The sequence below is a fragment of the Mangrovivirga cuniculi genome (assembly GCF_005166025.1).
In the GTDB taxonomy this organism is placed as follows: Bacteria; Bacteroidota; Bacteroidia; order Cytophagales; family Cyclobacteriaceae; genus Mangrovivirga; species Mangrovivirga cuniculi.
The window spans coordinates 3,285,887-3,304,060 of sequence record NZ_CP028923.1; the positions used below are offsets into that span (position 1 = coordinate 3,285,887).

Consider the following 18,174-nt stretch of genomic DNA (forward strand, 5'->3'; position numbering starts at 1 on the left):
CTTAAAAAAAGCACTGGTATAACACTTGTGCTTTTTTTTCGTTAATTACACACCCATCAGCCAGCCATCATAATAATTTACCATTTTTAAAAATTGTCAGGTTCACTAGAACCCGGGATAATATATTTGTGTGAAAAACCCAATTACTAATATTGATGAAATACTTTAATAAACTTTTACTATTCATTTTTGTGCTGTCGCCATTAACATCAATGGCTCAAAAACCAGGATACTGGCAGCAAGAAGCTGATTATTCAATGGAAATTGATATGGATGTTGAAAAAAATCAGTTTACTGGAAATCAGACTCTAGAGTACACCAACAACTCTCCTGATACTCTGACCAGGGTATTTTACCATTTATACTTTAACGCATTCCAACCTGGTAGCCAGATGGATGTGCGTTCATTAAATATTCAGGATCCGGATCGTAGAGTTCAGGATAGAATTTCAAAATTGTCAGAAAAAGAAATTGGTTATCATAAAATCAATGAATTAAAACAAAACGGCAATAAACTTAAATATCAAATTGAAGGTACTGTTCTTGAGGTAATCCTTGACGAGCCTATTCTACCGGGTCAGACAAGCACTTTCGATATGAAATTTGAATCTCAAGTCCCACTTCAGATCAGAAGATCAGGAAGAGACAGCAAAGAAGGAATCAGATATAGCATGTCTCAATGGTATCCTAAAATGGCCGAGTACGACCAGGATGGCTGGCATCCCGATCCATATATAGGTAGAGAATTCCATGGAGTATGGTCTGACTTTGATGTAAAAATCACTATTGACAAGGATTATGTCCTTGGAGGTTCAGGAAATGTTGTAAATGGCAATGAAGTTGGCTTTGGCTATGAAGATGAAGGAGCAAAAGTATCTTCAAAAGGCAAAACAAAAACATGGCATTTCAAAGCAGAAAAAGTCCACGATTTCATGTGGGCAGCTGATCCGGATTACGTTCATAAAACGCTAACCACTGATTTTGGATTAACTCTTCATTTCCTTTACCAGGATGAAATAGATAGCGTGAAAAATAATTGGGAAAAGCTCCCTGAATTTACTGCAAAGGCTTTTGAAGTGATGAACGAAAACTTCGGAGTTTATCCTTATGACGTTTTCAGTGTAATTCAAGGTGGTGATGGAGGTATGGAATATGCGACTTCTACGTTGATCACCGGTCGTCGTACTTTTGGTTCTCTTATCGGAGTTACGGTTCATGAATTAGTACATAGCTGGTACCAGGGTGTTTTGGCAACTAATGAAAGTCTTTACCCATGGATGGACGAAGGATTTACTACTTTTGCTTCTGACCTGGTAATGTCTGAATTGTTTAATAAAAACGGACAACCTTTAGCAGGAAGCTACAGAGGGTATTTGTATCTGGCTAAATCAGAAGCTAATGAGCCAATGTCAACTCATGGTGATCATTACGAAACGAATACTGCTTATGGTATAAACTCTTACAGCAAGGGAGCCATATTTTTAAATCAATTAAAATATATCGTAGGTGAAGAGAATTTCTGGAATGGTATGAAAAGATATTTCAATACCTGGAAATTTAAGCACCCAACACCATGGGATTTCATCAGAATAATGGAAAAGGAATCCGGTTTCGTTCTTGATTGGTATCTACACGATATGCTCTTCACAACCAAAGTAATTGATTATGCTGTAGAAGGAGTAAATGAAAAAAATGGAAATGCAGAGGTAATCCTTACCAGAAAAGGAACAGCAATTATGCCTGTTGAATTTACCGTAACATTAAAAGATGGAAAAGAAGAACAATATTATGTTCCTCTGGCTGTTATGCGTGGTGCAAAAGATTTCAACAATGACGATGTCACTATATTACCTGACTGGGGCTGGACCCATCCTACTTATACAGTTGAATTGGATATTGCTCCTCAAAACATCCTCAAAATTGAAATTGACAGAGACAATTACATGGCCGACATCAATCGGAATAATAATACATTCACAAAATCAAATCAATAAATTAAAGGCGTCTAAAAGGCGCCTTTTTTATTTTGCTTTTAAATTTTAAAAGCAATACAAATAATTCACATCACCTATATTTAGGTAAGCTAATTTTAAGTTAGATTTGTTGCTTTACAGAATCAGACGACAATTATGACGAAACAAGAAGCTCAGGATAAAATTCAGGAACTAACAAAAGAACTCAACTATCATAATCATTTGTATTACGTTGAGCATAAAACTGAAATATCTGACCGCGAGTTCGACATAAAAATGAAAGAGCTTGAAGATCTGGAAGATAAGTTCCCTGAACTTAAACAACCAGATTCTCCATCTCAGCGTGTAGGTGGAGAAGTCACCAAAGAATTTGAAACTGTAAAGCACAGATTCCCCATGCTCTCTCTTAGCAATACTTATAGTAAAGAGGAGATTATTGAATGGGAAAACCGCATCAAAAAGCTAATTGATCATCCGCTAACTTACGTATGCGAATTAAAATATGACGGAGTTGCTATTTCGGTAAGATATGAAAATGGCATCATCAGTCAGGCAATAACGCGTGGAGATGGTGTCCAGGGAGAGGATGTAACAACCAATGTTAAGACTATCCGAACAATCCCTCTAAAATTAAAAGGTGATCACCCTGATGATTTTGAAATTCGAGGTGAAATATTTTTTCCCCTTGACAGGTTCCGGAAGTTAAATGAGGACAGAGAGGAAGCTGGTGAAGAAACTTATGCTAACCCAAGGAATACGGCATCGGGAACCTTAAAATTGCAAGATAGCAGTGTAGTTTCAGATCGTGGACTGGATTGTTATTTATACAGTGTAACCGGAAACGACCTCGATATAAACAATCATTTCCAAAGTCTTTCAAAAGCATTAGAATGGGGATTCAAAGCTCCTAAGGAGTCTGAAAAAATGATCAAAAGGTAAACTCTATAGATGAAATAATGGAGTTTGTTGATTATTGGGATTCTGAAAGAAATAAATTGAATTTTGAGATTGATGGCATTGTAATAAAAGTTAATAGCTACGATCTTCAGGAAGAGTTAGGTAGCACTGCAAAATCACCGAGGTGGGCCATAGCATACAAGTTTAAAGCAGAACAGGTAACTACGAAGTTGAAAAACATCGTTTACCAGGTTGGAAGGACAGGTGCAGTAACTCCCGTAGCTGTGTTAGATCCGGTGCTTTTAGCAGGTACTACCGTCAAAAGAGCCTCTCTCCATAATTCAGATCAGATCGAAAAACTGGATGTTAGAATCGGGGATACTGTTAAAGTTGAAAAAGGAGGAGAAATCATTCCTAAAATTGTTGGAATTGAAATGTCCAAAAGACCTGAAGATAGTCAAAAGGTTGAATTCATAAAAAATTGTCCGGAATGTGGTAGCGAATTAAACAGAAAAGAAGGTGAAGCCCAGCATTATTGCCCGAATGTTCATGGTTGCCCTCCGCAAATAAAAGGTAAAATGGAACATTTCATTTCCAGAAAAGCAATGGATATCGATGGAATGGGTCCTGAGACTATTGAGCTATTGTACAGTAATGATCTTGTGAATAATATTGCAGATCTTTATACCTTAAAGAAAGAAGATGTTCTTCCATTAGAACGGATGGCTGAAAAGTCTGCTGATAAATTAATAAAAGGCATAGAGCAATCTAAAAATGTGCCGTTTGAAAGAGTATTGTATGCAATAGGCATTCGTTATGTTGGTGAAACGGTTGCAAAGAAATTAGCGAAGGCATTCAAGTCTATCGATAATTTGCATAAAGCCACCTATGATGAATTAATTGAAGTAGAAGAGATCGGAGGCAAAATAGCTGAAAGTGTTATTGAGTTTTTCAGCGAAGAGGATAATAATAACATAATTGACCGGTTAAAATCTTACGGATTACAAATGAGTCTTTCAGAGAAAGAACTGGAAGGTCAAACTGATACGCTTAAAGGACTGAATTTTGTGGTTTCAGGGGTCTTTCAAATTTATTCCCGTAACGAACTGAAAGAAACAATCGAAAAAAATGGCGGTAAAGTAACTGGTTCAATTTCTTCTAAAACAAATTATATTGTAGCAGGAGAAAATATGGGACCAAGTAAACTGGAAAAAGCTAAAAAACTGGATATCCCTGTCATCACTGAAGAGGATTTCAATGAAATGATATAAAAAAATGTTAGGCATAAACATAAAATTACTTCAAATAAGAAATTCCCAGCTGGTTAAATCACAATATTCAAACCGGCCAAATCCTTCGTTCAGAAGTGCGAAAAACATTGGAGTAATTTTCACAATGGAGGGAAAAGAAAAGTTCACTGCTGTAAAATCTTTTGTCAAACAGTTGAATGAAATGCAAAAAAACGTAGAAGTATTGACCTTTGTTCCTAAAACTGAAGAGAATTACGAATTTAAATATGACTACTTTTCTGAAAATCATCTATCATTTACTGGTATAATAGAGGCAGAAGAAGTTAAGAAATTTGAAAAGCAACCCTTTGATTATTTATATTTGCTTGATTTTAGTACTAATCCCTTTGTTAAAAATGTGGTGTTAAAATCAAATGCCGTTTCAAGAGTAGGTTTTTACACTGATGAAAACAGTCAGATTCTTGATTTTATGATCAATGTATCTGATAAGAATTACCCCAGGGAATTTGAAGAATTATTAAAGTATACAAAAGATTTAAATCATCAATGAGCGATCAATTAAAAGGCACAGGTGTAGCGCTGGTAACGCCAATGACCAGTGATAAAAAAGTAGATTTTGAAGGGTTAGGGAAATTACTTAAATATACTCATAAACGAGGCGTCGATTACTGGGTAGTTATGGGAACTACCGGTGAAACAGCCACTCTAAATTCAGATGAAAAAGCATCTGTACTCTCTTTTGTAAAAGAAAATAATCCGGACAATGTACCAATAGTTTATGGGATTGGTGGCAATAACACTTCAGATGTTATACAGGAAATCAGAGATACTGATCTTAATGGTGTGGATGCTATTTTATCTGTCAGCCCTTATTACAATAAGCCTTCCCAGGAAGGTATATTCAGACATTATTCTGCCATAGCAGATGAAAGTCCTGTACCGGTAATCTTATATAATGTTCCCGGTAGAACATCATCAAATCTGACATCTGATACAACTTTAAGGCTTGCTGATCATGACAATATAATTGGCGTCAAAGAAGCTTCAGGAGATCTTTTCCAATGTATGAGGATAGCAAAACATAAACCTGCTGACTTCTTACTCATATCAGGAGATGACGGCCTGACCCTGCCTATTTATAGCATTGGAGGAGTCGGGGTAATAAGTGTGCTTGCGAATGCCTACCCTGGAGTATTTAAAAGAATGAAAGAGGCCTATTGGAATTGTAATTTTGAAGCTGCCCAAAATGAGGCTTATAAATTAACTGAAGTAAGTCCATTAATGTATGTAGAAGGAAATCCGGTTGGAGTTAAACAGGCCTTAAAAATATTGGGAGTTTGTGATAATTATGTCAGGCTACCATTAGTTGAGTGCTCTGAATCACTTGCTGAGAATATAGAGCAGGCTATGAAAGATGCCGGATTACTTGAGTAATAGTATGCTAAGAAAGTTATTATAATAAACTGGAGGTTATCATAAAATGATAGCATCTATTGTTTATATTTTGACCCAAAACTTAAAATGCCGTGGTACGTGTCCTCACGGACCACATCAAGTACTAGGAGGGTACGTTCCAGGTTTAATGTTCCGTTTCGTGAAGACACGGACCAGGGCGTATCACCACAAAGCCGTGGTACGTGTCCTAACGGACCACTTCAAGTATTAGAATGGGATGTTACATGTATGTTCTGTTTCGTGGAGACACGAACCAGGGCGTATCACCACAAAGCCGTGGTACGTGTCCTCACGGACCACTTCAAGTATTAGGTAAATATGTTCCTGGTATGTTCCGTTTCGTGGAGACACGAACCAGGGCGTATCACCACAAAGCCATGGTACGTGTCCTCACGGACCACTTCAAGTATTAGGTAAATATGTTCCCGGTATGTTCCGTTTCGTGGAGACACAAACAGGGGCGATGGTTAATTACGCTTGCCTGGTGCAAGAACACTCTAAGGGCTCGATATAGACACTCTCGATTCAATTACTTACCACCAATACCGTAACCACTTCAAATAACAGGCTAGATTTCACTTAATGTAGAAAAGAAATGAATGAATCCATCCTTACTCTATACTATCACAATTCATCTCGAATATCTTTTAAAAAAGAGAATTCATTAATTCCTTCTAAATAATATCTTGCTGAACTATACTTATAATCTGCTGGATTTTGTACTAAAGCATAATTTTCAGTCACCGGGTTATTATGAATGTAATCCAATTTCTGATTTATAACATCTATTGAATATACTGGTACAGCCAAAGGATCCCTTTGCCAAAACTCGTAAGACTTATTCACTTTTTTGACCTTGTACTTATTAAGCTCTTTACTGTTTTCAACAAGTAACTTCTTTTTAAATTGATGAGCTGTATACTTTAAAAAAGAACCTTTAACTGATTCCTTTCCATTGTCTTCATTGATTCTCCAAATTAAATGGATATGATTTGGCATTATTACAAAGGAAAATACGTCAATTTTATTATGTGAACTTAAAAAGCCCAGAGAATCAATAATAATTTCTTTATAACCATCATGTAATAATAGATTTTGCCACTTATTTATGGAGGCAGTCCAAAAATATATTTCTCCTAGTTTGATAGTTGAATTTCTTTGAATCGAAGACATTTTATATTGAAGGTGATAGAGGTAATTAGATATTTGAACTGAAAATAATAATCATTGATATGTATATGAAGCAATAAACGGCTAAGTGAAATTAATTTGATGTCTTGGTTCATGCATTACTACTTTAAACATTAGAATGATATGTTACATATGTATTCCGTTTCGTGGAGACACGAACCAGGGCGTATCACCACAAAGTCATGGTACGTGTCCTCACGGACCACTTCAAGTATTAGGTAAATATGTTCCCGGTATGTTCCGTTTCGTGGAGACACGAACCAGGGCGTATCACCACAAAGCCGTGGTACGTGTCCTCACGGACCACTTCAAACATTGGAATTAGATGTTACATGTATATTCCGGTTCGTGGGGACACGAACCAGGGCGGTTGGGGTTGTTTCCGTTTCGTGGAAACACGAAACAGGGTGGATGTTAATTCCGTTAGTCCGCTTCAAGAATACTTTAAGGACACAAAAGATACTCTCCATACACCTACTACCATGAATGCCGTGGTACGTGTCCTCACGGACCACTTCAAGTATTAGGTAAATATGTTCCCGGTATGTTCCGTTTCGTGGAGACACGAACCAGGGCGGTTAGGGTTGTTTCCGTTTCGTGGAAACACGAAACAGGGTGGATGTTAATTCCGTTAGTCCGCTTCAAGAATACTTTAAGGACACAAAAGATACTCTCCATACACCTACTACCATGAATGCCGTGGTACGTGTCCTCACGGACCACTTCAAGTATTAGGTAAATATGTTCCCGGTATGTTCCGTTTCGTGGAGACACGAACCAGGGTGTATCACCACAAAGCCGTGGTACGTTTCCTCATGGACCACTTCAAACATAAGACTTTATAAACAAAAAAAGGACATCAAATGATGTCCCTTTGCTATATCTACTATTTTTAATAGTATCAATTTATATTCAATCGATAAGAAATATCTTTTCTATCAAGAATTTCAAATTTGGAAGAGTTACTCTTGTATTCGGGTACGATCGCTTTCATCATACTAACTACGAGCATATCGTTCCTTTGATCTACAGCCATCTTTAGCTTTTTAAACTGTGTTTCTATACGATCAAAGTTATATTCCCTCACTTTAGCGATCATGATTTTCTCATGGTGAGTAGGAAGGGTATTTTCTTTAGTATTTAATAATTCTTCATAAAGCTTCTCTCCTTCTCTCAAACCAGTATAAACAATTTCGATATCAACATTTGGTTCAAAACCTGAAAGTTTGATCATCTTTTTAGCCAGATCCACTATTTTTACGGACTCTCCCATGTCAAATAGGAAAATTTCTCCACCATGACCCATCACTCCCGCTTCCAATACAAGTTGGCAAGCCTCCGGAATTGTCATAAAATACCTGGTAATATCAGGGTGTGTAACTGTTACAGGACCACCTTCCTTAATCTGTTGTTTAAAAAATGGAATTACAGAACCATTAGATCCAAGCACATTGCCAAATCGAGTGGTAATAAATGCTGTATCAGATAAGTCATTCTCCTTGACATGATTGCTCAAGGACTGAACATAAATCTCTGCCAATCGCTTACTTGCCCCATAACTGATGTTGGATTCACAGCTTTATCTGTGGATACCATCACAAACTTTTCAACTTTATATTTCACGGCGAGATCAGCAACATTCTTAGTTCCAAATACATTGGTAAATATTGCTTCAACAGGATTATTTTCCATTAAAGGCACATGCTTATAGGCAGCGGCATGAAATATTATCTCAGGATTGTGTTCATCAATCACATCCTCAAGCCTGTCGATATTTGAAATATCACAAATGACCGAACAAGCCCTGTTAAATTTATTTTTATCCTTTATCTCTCTTTCGATTTCGTAGAGCGGTGATTCTGCCTGATCTAATAAAATTATCTCTCTCGGAGCTAACCTGGTAAGCTGTCTGACAATTTCAGAACCAATACTACCCGCAGCCCCTGTTACAAGAATTTTTTTATCATAAATAGATTCTGCTACTTTACCATTATTCAGTTTAATACTGGCTCTTCCTAACAAGTCTTCGATCTTAACTTCCTTGATCTGTTTTACAGTCAATTCACCTTTCACCCATCTTTCGACCGGAGGAATTGTCATCACTTTAAGATCATTTTTTAAGGCCAGATCAACAATGTGGTTCTTTCTTTCAAGAGGAAGATTTTGAATTGCAATGATCAATTGATCATATTTATGTGCTTTAAATTCCGCAGTTTCGAAAAATTTGTCGGGACAAAATACCCCTACTCCATTGATAACCTTATTCCACATATAGGAATCATCATCAAGAAAAGCCCCTACCCTTGTGTTTTGCTTTTTATCATTGACCAGCAAATCTTTAGTAGTACGACCCAGCTGGCCGGCACCGAAGATCACAACATTTCTGATTGAAGATTGCTTTGTCGAAAGTATTGTAAAGATATTTTTCACCAGTAATCGGTAAAAAAACAAAAGCAAAAACGAATTCAGAAAAGTTATAATGATTACCGAAATGGGAATCACATTCGTGGTTTTACCAAGAAATGTTTGATATATGAAATTAAAAAGGAATGAAATACCCAGATTAATCAGGACAGCATAGAATATCCTTAACCCATCATGCAGACCGGTATATCTTACGATTCCGGCATAACTGCGGGTAAGAATTATAGCCACACATGCTCCAGCAACGGACACTAATAGTCCTATTGTGAAATCGTGTGTGAGTAGTTGTTCAAAATCAAAATTGAACCTTAATAAGTAAGCTGAAAATGCGGCGATGGCTACTAAAGTCAAATCAATGAACAATATGATCCATCTAGGCAATATTCTCAGCCTATCAAACAGAGTATAAACGTTTCGCATAGCATGCGTTTTATAAGAAAAGAACTATCCTTTCTTTCTGTAGTCGACAAACTTCTTTATTCCTAAAGCTGCACCGGCCGCCAGTAATAATTCCAATCCCCCAAAGGGCACGGCAGTAGGAGGTGGTGGTGGAGGTGGTGGTCCTCCCCCGGGTTGCGCTGAAACAACATACACCGATAAAACCATCATGAAAATCATGATAGTTATTATAAAATATTTGTTCGACCCTTTTTTCATGCAATAAGTATTTGGTTGCAAGTTATGAAAATCACCCATATAAGCCAAACGGGTGATTTTCATTTATGCATTATACCAATTAATTTTTATAAACCTGAACGATACTGATTCAGAACCAAGGTCAATATTTAGAATATAGGTTCCGGCTTCGAATTCAGCTACATTGAGCTGTGTATTCCATGACCCGTTCTGAAGATCAAGTCTAGATTTTCTTATTCTTTTTCCATCTATCGTGATCACTTCTGCCTTCACATTATAGAAAGACTCATGATCATCAATGTGTACATTCAATACATCAGTTGTTGGTACCGGATAGAGATCTAACTCAAGATTTAATGCTTCATCATCTATACCTGTGATAACGAATACTTCCTCGATTTCCCCTGTACACTCACCATTATTTACTACCAGCTTGTAAGTACCACTTTCATTAAATTCAAGATATTTACCAGTTTCACCAGTTAATAACTCTCCATTGAAATACCATTGGTTACCATCTTCGTAGTTTGATACTAAATATCTGTCTTCAACCGTAATGGATGGAGTGATTTGATTACGAGGTACTGATACTGTTTCTAACTGTACCCATTGATCACAACCAGGTCTTCTTCCTTTTATTACGAAAGAGTTTTCGCCAGTTTGAAGATCACTACCGTTTACAGCAACCATCAATTCGTTACCTATTCCCTGAATCTCATCACTATATAGTGAGTCATCAGCAAATAATGCATAAACTGCATCAGATTCAGTTGCGAACGAAACAGAAGCTTCTGAATCATTGCAAGCTGAAGAAACAGTGTAATTCAATGTCTCGCTGAACGAAGAAGGTGCTAACCTGATCTCAAATCGATTGTCTCCATATGAAGTTCCCTCTTCAGTTACATCAAAACTAAACGAAGTTCCTTCTTCTATATTTTCTGTGCTTCCGGTGTAATTATCAACTAACTCAACCGCATAACCGGCTGCAAAGTCACTGATTCCATTAAAGGTTAATGTATATGTTCCCGGATCTGCATTCCATACTGTTAAAGGAATTGATCCGTTACAACCCGGTTCCGGAGTATTATTTACCGCAAGATACTTTCCTTCCGGAGTAAGTGTCGATAGGTTAAATATCGAGTTGGATAATTTCCAGGCATCTATTGATGTATCAAACTCAGGAGTAGATTCTGCATCCAGTCTTAAGATAGTTTCATCTGTATTTTCCCCATCAGTCATAGTGATCATCAATTGACCTTCAATCTCTGCAGACCTTTGGAATTGGCCTGAGGTAGTTGATGATTTATGAGATTCTTTTAGAGTCATTGAAGGTGTACCTGATCCATCAGTATATACCCAGAAGCCTTGCGCTTTTGCAATATACTGAGATCCACCGTTGGTTGAACTTCCACCTGCAGTATAAGTAGAGTAGCTACCTGCTCCGGGATCCCAAACGTAAATAGTATTGGCAACGTCTGTATCACCATCGGCAGCAATAAGTTCCCAGTCAAGAGTAGCCGGAAAAGAGTTACCAACCATATTCCATCCGTCTGCATCTACATCTCCGGTATTCGTATAAGTGATATTAACGGGTAGTGCACCGGAATGAACAGTACCTCGAGAATCAGCAATAACTGCACTGGAATTACCATATACAAACGTTGCGTATCCAACACCTTTCTCTAATACTTGTGTATTTGAACCCGTTGGGTAAGGAATATATCCTTGTTCTTTAGCTCCGGTAACAGTTTCATCATAATAATATAATGAAGGATTACTGGTGGTAGTACCCGATCCTGTAAAGTTTCCGGTGATTTCAAAATCATCCTGCCATTTAGCTACCGTATTATTATTGGTAAATGCAGTCATGAAATGATAATAATCAGTTCCTCCGTTACCAGGTATATATCTTTGAACTGTCACTTCTCCTACTACAGAAGCTCCTGTAGGTAGGGTAGATAACTCAGATTCATTAGTACCATCAGAAACCATGATGAAAGTTCCATTTCCGGCGGACCCATCTGCATCAACCCTGTCGTTTTCAGAAAGAGTCAACCTTCCCAGTAATTGATGGGTTCCTGATTCTATAAATAAGTCTGTCGTGGAAGCAGTAGTCCCTCCGGCAACCTCAATATTTGCAAAAGATGTTTGTGATGTTCCGAGAACCTGTTGCCCTCCTGTAGTGCCATTAAATAAAACAGTATTCCCACTTGCATTAAAAGTTCCATTGTTTTCAAAGTTACCTGCAATTTCAAGAGTAGCCGCCCCCATTAAAGTTCCCTCAATTCTTATATCATGAAAAGTTGGTAATGTTGTTCCACCGAAGCTGGTTCCACCATTGAATACCACAACTCCATCTAATGGATCAAAAGAACCACTATTGATAAAGTCCCGGCAACCTGAAGTTCTCCCCCATCGGCTTCGGGAATTGCGGATAAAGAACCTGTGATTTCTAATCTATTTAAAGCAGCAGTTCCCGGGCCACTCATTAATGTTGTGCCTGTGAAAGTTGTTGTTCCGGCTACTGTTATCGTATTATTCACTTCAAAATTACCTGCTATGGTTATATCAGTATCATTTGAAGGTATGTCAACCGGAGAATATACATTTAGCTGTCCGAAATTAACCACTGCCTGTCCAGTTACTGTTGATAATTCAGCATCACCACCAGCAAATTCAAAAACTCCATCGATAAAGTCAGTTCCCGCTGTAATAATCAAATCTCCTCTTAACCTGGCATAATTAGTAGTTATATCAAAAATACCATTGGTGATTTCAAGATTACCATTTACAGAGAAAGTCTTGTTAGTTGATAACCTTGCAGACCCTTGTTTAGTAAGGTCATTTAATGCCAAGGCATTACCTGTCAATTCAGGTCCTGTAACAATATCAAGTGAGTTATTGTAAATAAGATTATATACTCCATCAAATAATGGAGCAGTAGTGATAGAACCATTTTCCCATCTTTCAATATAACCCTGATCAGAAATGTTATATGTAGCTGCAGAATTATCAACTATACCAGCATATAAATTAAGTGTATCAATCGTTATTGAAGCATTAGTTGCAAGAGTAGCGCCATCTCTGCTCATTGTTAGAGTATTCAAAGACTGATCTGTACCAAATGCCAATTCAGCAGGCAATGAGCCAGCACCAGTTATTCTTAAATCAGTATTTGCGTTAGAAAAGAATGTACCGCCAGTCCTGGTATAATCTCCATTTATATTAAAGGAAGCATCATTAATCACGAAATTACCTGCTAACTGATCGAAAGTTCCTAAAACTGTTAGATCCCCACCCAGAGTCACTGAACCGGAAGAAGTTCTATTAACTGTAAAATTATTTAATTGAGAAGTTTCTATAAAAGGAATCGTACCTAATGCACCGGTTCCTCCTATTATTAAGTTTGATGTGGCTCCACCTCTTAAGAAACCATTTGTTGTTTCCACATTTCCATTAATAAATAAAGTATTAGGACCAATATCAAGAATTCCATTTGTCAATGAAAGCATTCTATTACCACCTATGGTAGTAGTTGCATTTAAACTAACATCTGTAGGATTATCAATTTCAAGGTTAGAATCTGTAGGAAAGCCATTCCCAATAACCTGACTGGAAGCACCATCATATACAATTAACGAACCTGCGGCATAAGTCCTGGTTCCAGAAGTTCTAATATTACCACCAGCTGTTCCTGCCTGAAGAGCTCCTGAAGCATTTGTTGAACCTAATCTTAAAGTAGCTACATTTAATGTGAAATCTCCCGATCCATTAAAAGCACTTTCATTTAACATTGATATATCTGACCCTGCTGAAATGACAAAATCAGGATCATTGGTTCCATCGAAAGAACCTCCTGTAATATTTACTGATTGTGTACTCGTACCATCAAATATTAAACTACCATTACCTGAGGGATCGAAGATGCTCAAATTCCCTGATGTAAATGTAAGGTTACCGGCTAAATTGATATCACCTGTCCCTACATTTGAAAAATAGGAGTTTTGAGTCGAAGAATAATTAAAATCACCATCTATGTCTAAAATAATATTACCGGTATTAGTTAGTGCTACTACTGAAGAACCAGTAATTGTTAAATTTCCTGACACTAAAATTGTAGTTGAGGCATCAGAAAGAACTAATAAATCTATGCCAGTGCTTTCTATTAAAAATTCACCTCTTATTTCAGTTGCAGAGGTCATTCCCACGTCATAAAGTCCCCCAGTATTTAGTGATGGGGTATTCCATGTTAAATTACCGAATGATTGACTAAGCCCTGTCGGACCCGCAGTAGAACTACCACTTACAATACAAGTTGAGGAAATATTCCAATTAGCTGTAGGGATAACCCCATTATTAACCTGATGATCATATATAGAATTAGCACCAAAGGTTAATGTATTTATAGAAGCACCTGAAATTGTACCCTGATTATTTAATGTACCATTAACTATTACCTGTGCTGATCCTCCAAATCCACTTGCGATACTTAAAGACCCTTGATTTAATAGAGTTCCTTCAAGCAATAAATCTGTAAAACCACTTCTCCTAATAGATAACGTATTACCAGTTAATATAGTAATTTGAGCTCCTGTCTCCACAATAGTCTCATCAGTATTGATATTTGAAGCCACATCAATTATATCTCCACTTAAGATTGTTATTTGGCCATCTGCATTACTCGGAGCCGTACTAGCTGCCACCCAAGTAGCCCCATCATATGTTTCCCAGGTTGAAGCATCACTCCAGTTACCCGATTGGGCTGAGCGATAATCCCCAGCTGTTTGAGCTTCGATTGTAGCAAGTGTAATAAAAAGTAAAAAAGTAAATAGTATATGTTTCTTCATAAGGCCCTATTATAATAGTTCTTAATATTTATATACTTAACAGGTCTTCTTAGTAACCTAAATTAATATATAATAACCAATTATGTCAATTTTTTATAATAATCTTACAATTGTTTGATGTATCCGCTCTTTTTCTTTTTCGTCTAATGACGAACAACTAGGCAAACATACACCTTTTTCAAACAAATATTCAGAAGTTTTATCGCCATAATACGGAGCTCCCTCGAAAACCGGTTGTAAATGCATCGGTTTCCATAAAGGACGTGCCTCGATATTCTCCTTTTCAAGTTCTAATCTCAATTCTTCTCTGTCAAATGGTGTATCTTCTAATAATGCTGTGGTCAACCAGTAATTACTAAAATAACCTTCCGGTTCTGTAAGAAAATCAAACCCATTCCCTGAAAACATATCCTTATACCATGAATTTACTGCTCTTCGTTGTTTGATACGCTCATCAAGAACTTCCATCTGACCTCTACCAATTCCTGCACTGATATTACTTAAGCGGTAATTATACCCTATCGTAGAATGCTGATAATGAGGAGCCTGGTCTCGCGCCTGGGTTGCTAAAAATTTAGATTTTTCTATCTGCTCTTTATCCTTGCTCATTAATGCACCCCCACCACTTGTGGTAATGATCTTATTGCCGTTAAAGCTAAATACTGCCAGATCTCCAAATGTGCCAGTCTTTTGACCATTTAAAGAAGCTCCAAGTGCCTCAGCAGCATCTTCTATCACCGGAATTTCATATTCCCTGGCAACCTTCATGATTTCCGGCATGTTTGCGGGCATTCCGTATAAGTGAACCGGAATGATTGCTTTTACTTTTTTACCTTTAGCAAGCCTGTCTTTTATCGCTTCTTCCAATGCATCAGGATCCATATTCCAGGTTTCCTTTTCCGAATCGATAAAAACCGGGGTGGCTCCCAAATACATTATGGGATTACAGGTACCTGCAAATGTGAAAGATGAGCAGATCACTTCATCTCCTCTTTCTACTCCTAAAAGAATCAAGGCAAGATGGATTGCTGCTGTACCACTTGATAATGCTGCTGTATGATATCCTTCTCCATGATAAGATGAAATACTTTCCTCGAAAGCCTGAAGGTTTGGCCCTACTGGAGATATCCAGTTTGTTTCAAATGCTTCATTTACATACTCTTGTTCTTTGCCCCCATATGAGGGGCAGATAGAAAAATCCTACTTTTCGTCATTCTCTTTCTTTTGTTTTATATATAAGGCCGGAATTAAAAGAATCATTAATACCGGATTTAATATTAAGCGATGTATAAAATTAATCAGTGGTCCATTATAAGTCGGGAAATAAATCTTCAAGATAACATAAGGAATAAAAAACACGATAAAACCTGCTATTTGAACCATTACAGCAAAAATCACAAAGTCTCTTCTGCCAAAAATTCCTGCTATGATCGCAATAGCGAATATATCATTTAAAACAAAGCGAAGTGCCCTGTTAACCAGAAAATGAGATAGTTTATCCCAGTTTTTTGTTTCAATGCCAATTGACCCCCCTATTAGATCTACCCAGCCATATTTTTGAGTAATGTAAACAACTGCCAGACCGGCAATCCCAGTCAATATCCAGATAACCCGCCAGATAAGAGAAATTTTAGTCTCTTTACTCATACACTTTCTTTGCGCTTAGGGGAAGAATGTTGAAATCGTTTTTCTGTCACCCACCACCACCATAATGCAAATACTGACACGTAAATTATTGCTGTAAAACCGAATTTGTGCATAAAATACATTTGATCAGGATAATGCTGAGATATAAAAAAAAGTAATCCTATTCTTCCTAAATTAAATAAGTGTATTACTATCATCCCCAGCGGAATAAACCATATCCATTCTTTTTGCGGTGGTCTGAAAGATAAAACAAAAGAGATAAATACAATAAAAACATTCAATCCATTACAGCCCTCATAAACTGAGAGAATGGCTCGTTCTCCTTTTTGTATAAAAACATATTGGCCACTATCACTGCTTTCAGTTCCTATTTCTTCACCGGTCTGATTAAAAAGTGCAATCAATTTACTGGTTTGCATACTAACAAATTCAGTCATAGCATCTGGCTTATTCTCGAAACTCTCTACAAAGTATCCGTAGATAATATTAAATACAAAATAGAGTACTAAAAATTTCCCCAGGAACAGTATAACGGGCTTAAACTCTTTTATCATATTAGATTTCTTTTGCAGGAATTCCTATTACGGTTTTTCCTGAAGCTATGTCTTTGGTAACGACCGCTCCACTGCCAACCTTTACTTCAGCAGCTATCTGGCAACCATTGATCAAATTTGCTCCGCTTCCTATCAGGCATTTCTCTTCTATTACAGTAATACCTGCTATATTAACTCCTGGCATGATAGAACAAAAGTGACCAATTTCCACATCATGTCCAATAGTCGTATTTAAATTGATCAGTACAAATTCACCGATCAGTACATCGGTAGTAATTCTTACTCCTGAACAAATAATAGATCCTTCCCCTACCTGTACATTTTCATTATCAGAAATATCGGCTCGTGGATGCACAAGATTAGGAAAATATAAGTGCGGCTGTCCCTTTAACCGATCGAATACTTCAAACTTTACAACCGGGTCACCAATAGCTAAAACAATAGCAAGGGAATGGTCTATTTCATTTAATTCATCAATGCTACCCAATACATGTAACCCGGCAACCTCCGTACCCTTTGTTATTCCATCATCATAAAAACCAATAACATCCCAGGTTTTACTAACCTGGTTTATATTTTCAATAAGGGAATGAATTTCTTTCCCTAATCCTCCTGCACCGATTATTGCCAGTTTACTCAATTTTCAGATCCTTTAAATTTCTCCATTGTCACTGATGTATTACTATTGATTCCCTCAGCAACAAACACTTTCTTTATTGTTAAAATAAGAATTTTAAGGTCTAAAGTAAAGGATAAGTTTTCAACGTAGAAAACATCGTATTCAAATTTCTTTTCCCAGCTAATTGCATTCCTTCCATTCACCTGTGCCCATCCTGTTATTCCCGGCCTTACCTCATGGCGTCTGGCCTGTTCGTTACTATATAAAGGTAGGTATTCTATTAATAAAGGTCTTGGACCAATCAAAGACATATCTCCTTTTAAAACATTCACTAATTGGGGTAATTCATCAAGTGAAGTTTTTCGGACAAATTTACCGAGCCCATGGAGACGTTGTTCATCAGGTAATAAGTTTCCTTCCTGATCTGTGGCGTCATTCATTGTTTTAAACTTGATCAGCTTAAATATTTCTCCATTCTTACCGGGTCTGGGTTGAACAAAAAAGGCTTTGCCATTTTGACTTAAAGCAAGAAGAATCCAGACGATGAGAAATATCGGTGAGGCAATAATGAGTCCGATCAGACTCAGTGTAAAATCTATTAATCTTTTGAAAAAATCCCTGTACATGTTCAGGACAAAAGTAATTAATTGGGGGGAAAGTGTACAGTTATTCGTTATTAAG

The 18,174-nt window shown here is 37.1% G+C and carries 14 protein-coding genes and 1 pseudogene; 5 read left to right on the top strand and 10 right to left on the bottom strand.

The genetic code is table 11. The features are described from left to right. Window positions 1-155 precede the first annotated feature (155 nt). The 5 genes from DCC35_RS14510 (at window position 156) to dapA (ending at window position 5,554) form a co-directional block, all read left to right on the top strand. The gene (locus DCC35_RS14510) at window positions 156-1,994 is read left to right on the top strand and encodes a M1 family metallopeptidase (protein WP_137091488.1); all 1,839 of its coding nucleotides are present in this window, start codon (window positions 156-158) and stop codon (window positions 1,992-1,994) included. A 135-nt stretch (window positions 1,995-2,129) separates the two neighbouring features. Next, window positions 2,130-2,912 carry an NAD-dependent DNA ligase gene (locus tag DCC35_RS21870; protein WP_317128945.1) on the top strand — a complete coding sequence of 261 codons (783 nt, stop codon included), beginning with the start codon at window positions 2,130-2,132 and terminating at the stop codon, window positions 2,910-2,912. A 17-nt stretch (window positions 2,913-2,929) separates the two neighbouring features. Beyond that, window positions 2,930-4,141 carry an NAD-dependent DNA ligase LigA gene (gene ligA, locus DCC35_RS21875; protein ID WP_317128946.1) on the top strand — a complete coding sequence of 404 codons (1,212 nt, stop codon included), beginning with the start codon at window positions 2,930-2,932 and terminating at the stop codon, window positions 4,139-4,141. Window positions 4,142-4,145: 4 nt separating this feature from the next. Then, entirely contained in the window at window positions 4,146-4,670 is a 525-nt protein-coding gene (locus tag DCC35_RS14520; RefSeq protein ID WP_137091489.1) for a DUF6913 domain-containing protein, read from the top strand. Continuing rightward, window positions 4,667-5,554, top strand: a complete 888-nt coding sequence (gene dapA, locus DCC35_RS14525) for a 4-hydroxy-tetrahydrodipicolinate synthase (protein ID WP_137091490.1) — start codon at window positions 4,667-4,669, stop codon at window positions 5,552-5,554. Before DCC35_RS14520 ends, dapA begins: the two co-directional genes overlap by 4 nt. 645 nt (window positions 5,555-6,199) lie before the next feature. On the opposite strand, the gene DCC35_RS14530 is transcribed toward dapA, so the two are convergent. The 10 genes and pseudogenes from DCC35_RS14530 to DCC35_RS14575 form a co-directional block, all read right to left on the bottom strand. Further along, window positions 6,200-6,748 carry a transposase gene (locus DCC35_RS14530; RefSeq protein WP_246070028.1) on the bottom strand — a complete coding sequence of 183 codons (549 nt, stop codon included), beginning with the start codon at window positions 6,746-6,748 and terminating at the stop codon, window positions 6,200-6,202. 919 nt (window positions 6,749-7,667) lie between these two features. Continuing rightward, window positions 7,668-9,610 (bottom strand): annotated as a pseudogene (locus DCC35_RS14535) (polysaccharide biosynthesis protein). 24 nt (window positions 9,611-9,634) lie between these two features. Then, the gene (locus DCC35_RS14540) at window positions 9,635-9,847 is read right to left on the bottom strand and encodes a hypothetical protein (RefSeq protein WP_137091491.1); all 213 of its coding nucleotides are present in this window, start codon (window positions 9,845-9,847) and stop codon (window positions 9,635-9,637) included. A 63-nt stretch (window positions 9,848-9,910) separates the two neighbouring features. Continuing rightward, entirely contained in the window at window positions 9,911-12,175 is a 2,265-nt protein-coding gene (locus DCC35_RS14545; protein WP_137091492.1) for a T9SS type A sorting domain-containing protein, read from the bottom strand. Between the two features lie 8 nt (window positions 12,176-12,183). Next, window positions 12,184-14,673 carry a beta strand repeat-containing protein gene (locus DCC35_RS14550; protein WP_137091493.1) on the bottom strand — a complete coding sequence of 830 codons (2,490 nt, stop codon included), beginning with the start codon at window positions 14,671-14,673 and terminating at the stop codon, window positions 12,184-12,186. 93 nt (window positions 14,674-14,766) lie between these two features. Further along, window positions 14,767-15,864, bottom strand: coding sequence for an aminotransferase class I/II-fold pyridoxal phosphate-dependent enzyme (locus DCC35_RS14555; RefSeq protein WP_217495964.1), 1,098 nt, complete (start codon window positions 15,862-15,864; stop codon window positions 14,767-14,769). Window positions 15,865-15,873: 9 nt separating this feature from the next. After that, the gene (locus DCC35_RS14560; protein ID WP_137091494.1) at window positions 15,874-16,320 is read right to left on the bottom strand and encodes an exosortase F system-associated membrane protein; all 447 of its coding nucleotides are present in this window, start codon (window positions 16,318-16,320) and stop codon (window positions 15,874-15,876) included. After that, window positions 16,317-16,874, bottom strand: a complete 558-nt coding sequence (gene xrtF / locus DCC35_RS14565) for an exosortase family protein XrtF (protein ID WP_137091495.1) — start codon at window positions 16,872-16,874, stop codon at window positions 16,317-16,319. Before xrtF ends, DCC35_RS14560 begins: the two co-directional genes overlap by 4 nt. Window position 16,875: 1 nt before the next feature. Continuing rightward, window positions 16,876-17,514, bottom strand: coding sequence for an acetyltransferase (locus DCC35_RS14570; RefSeq protein WP_137091496.1), 639 nt, complete (start codon window positions 17,512-17,514; stop codon window positions 16,876-16,878). Continuing rightward, a complete protein-coding gene (locus DCC35_RS14575) occupies window positions 17,511-18,119 on the bottom strand; it encodes a sugar transferase (protein ID WP_137091497.1) in 609 nt (202 codons plus the stop codon). Before DCC35_RS14575 ends, DCC35_RS14570 begins: the two co-directional genes overlap by 4 nt. Window positions 18,120-18,174 lie beyond the last annotated feature (55 nt).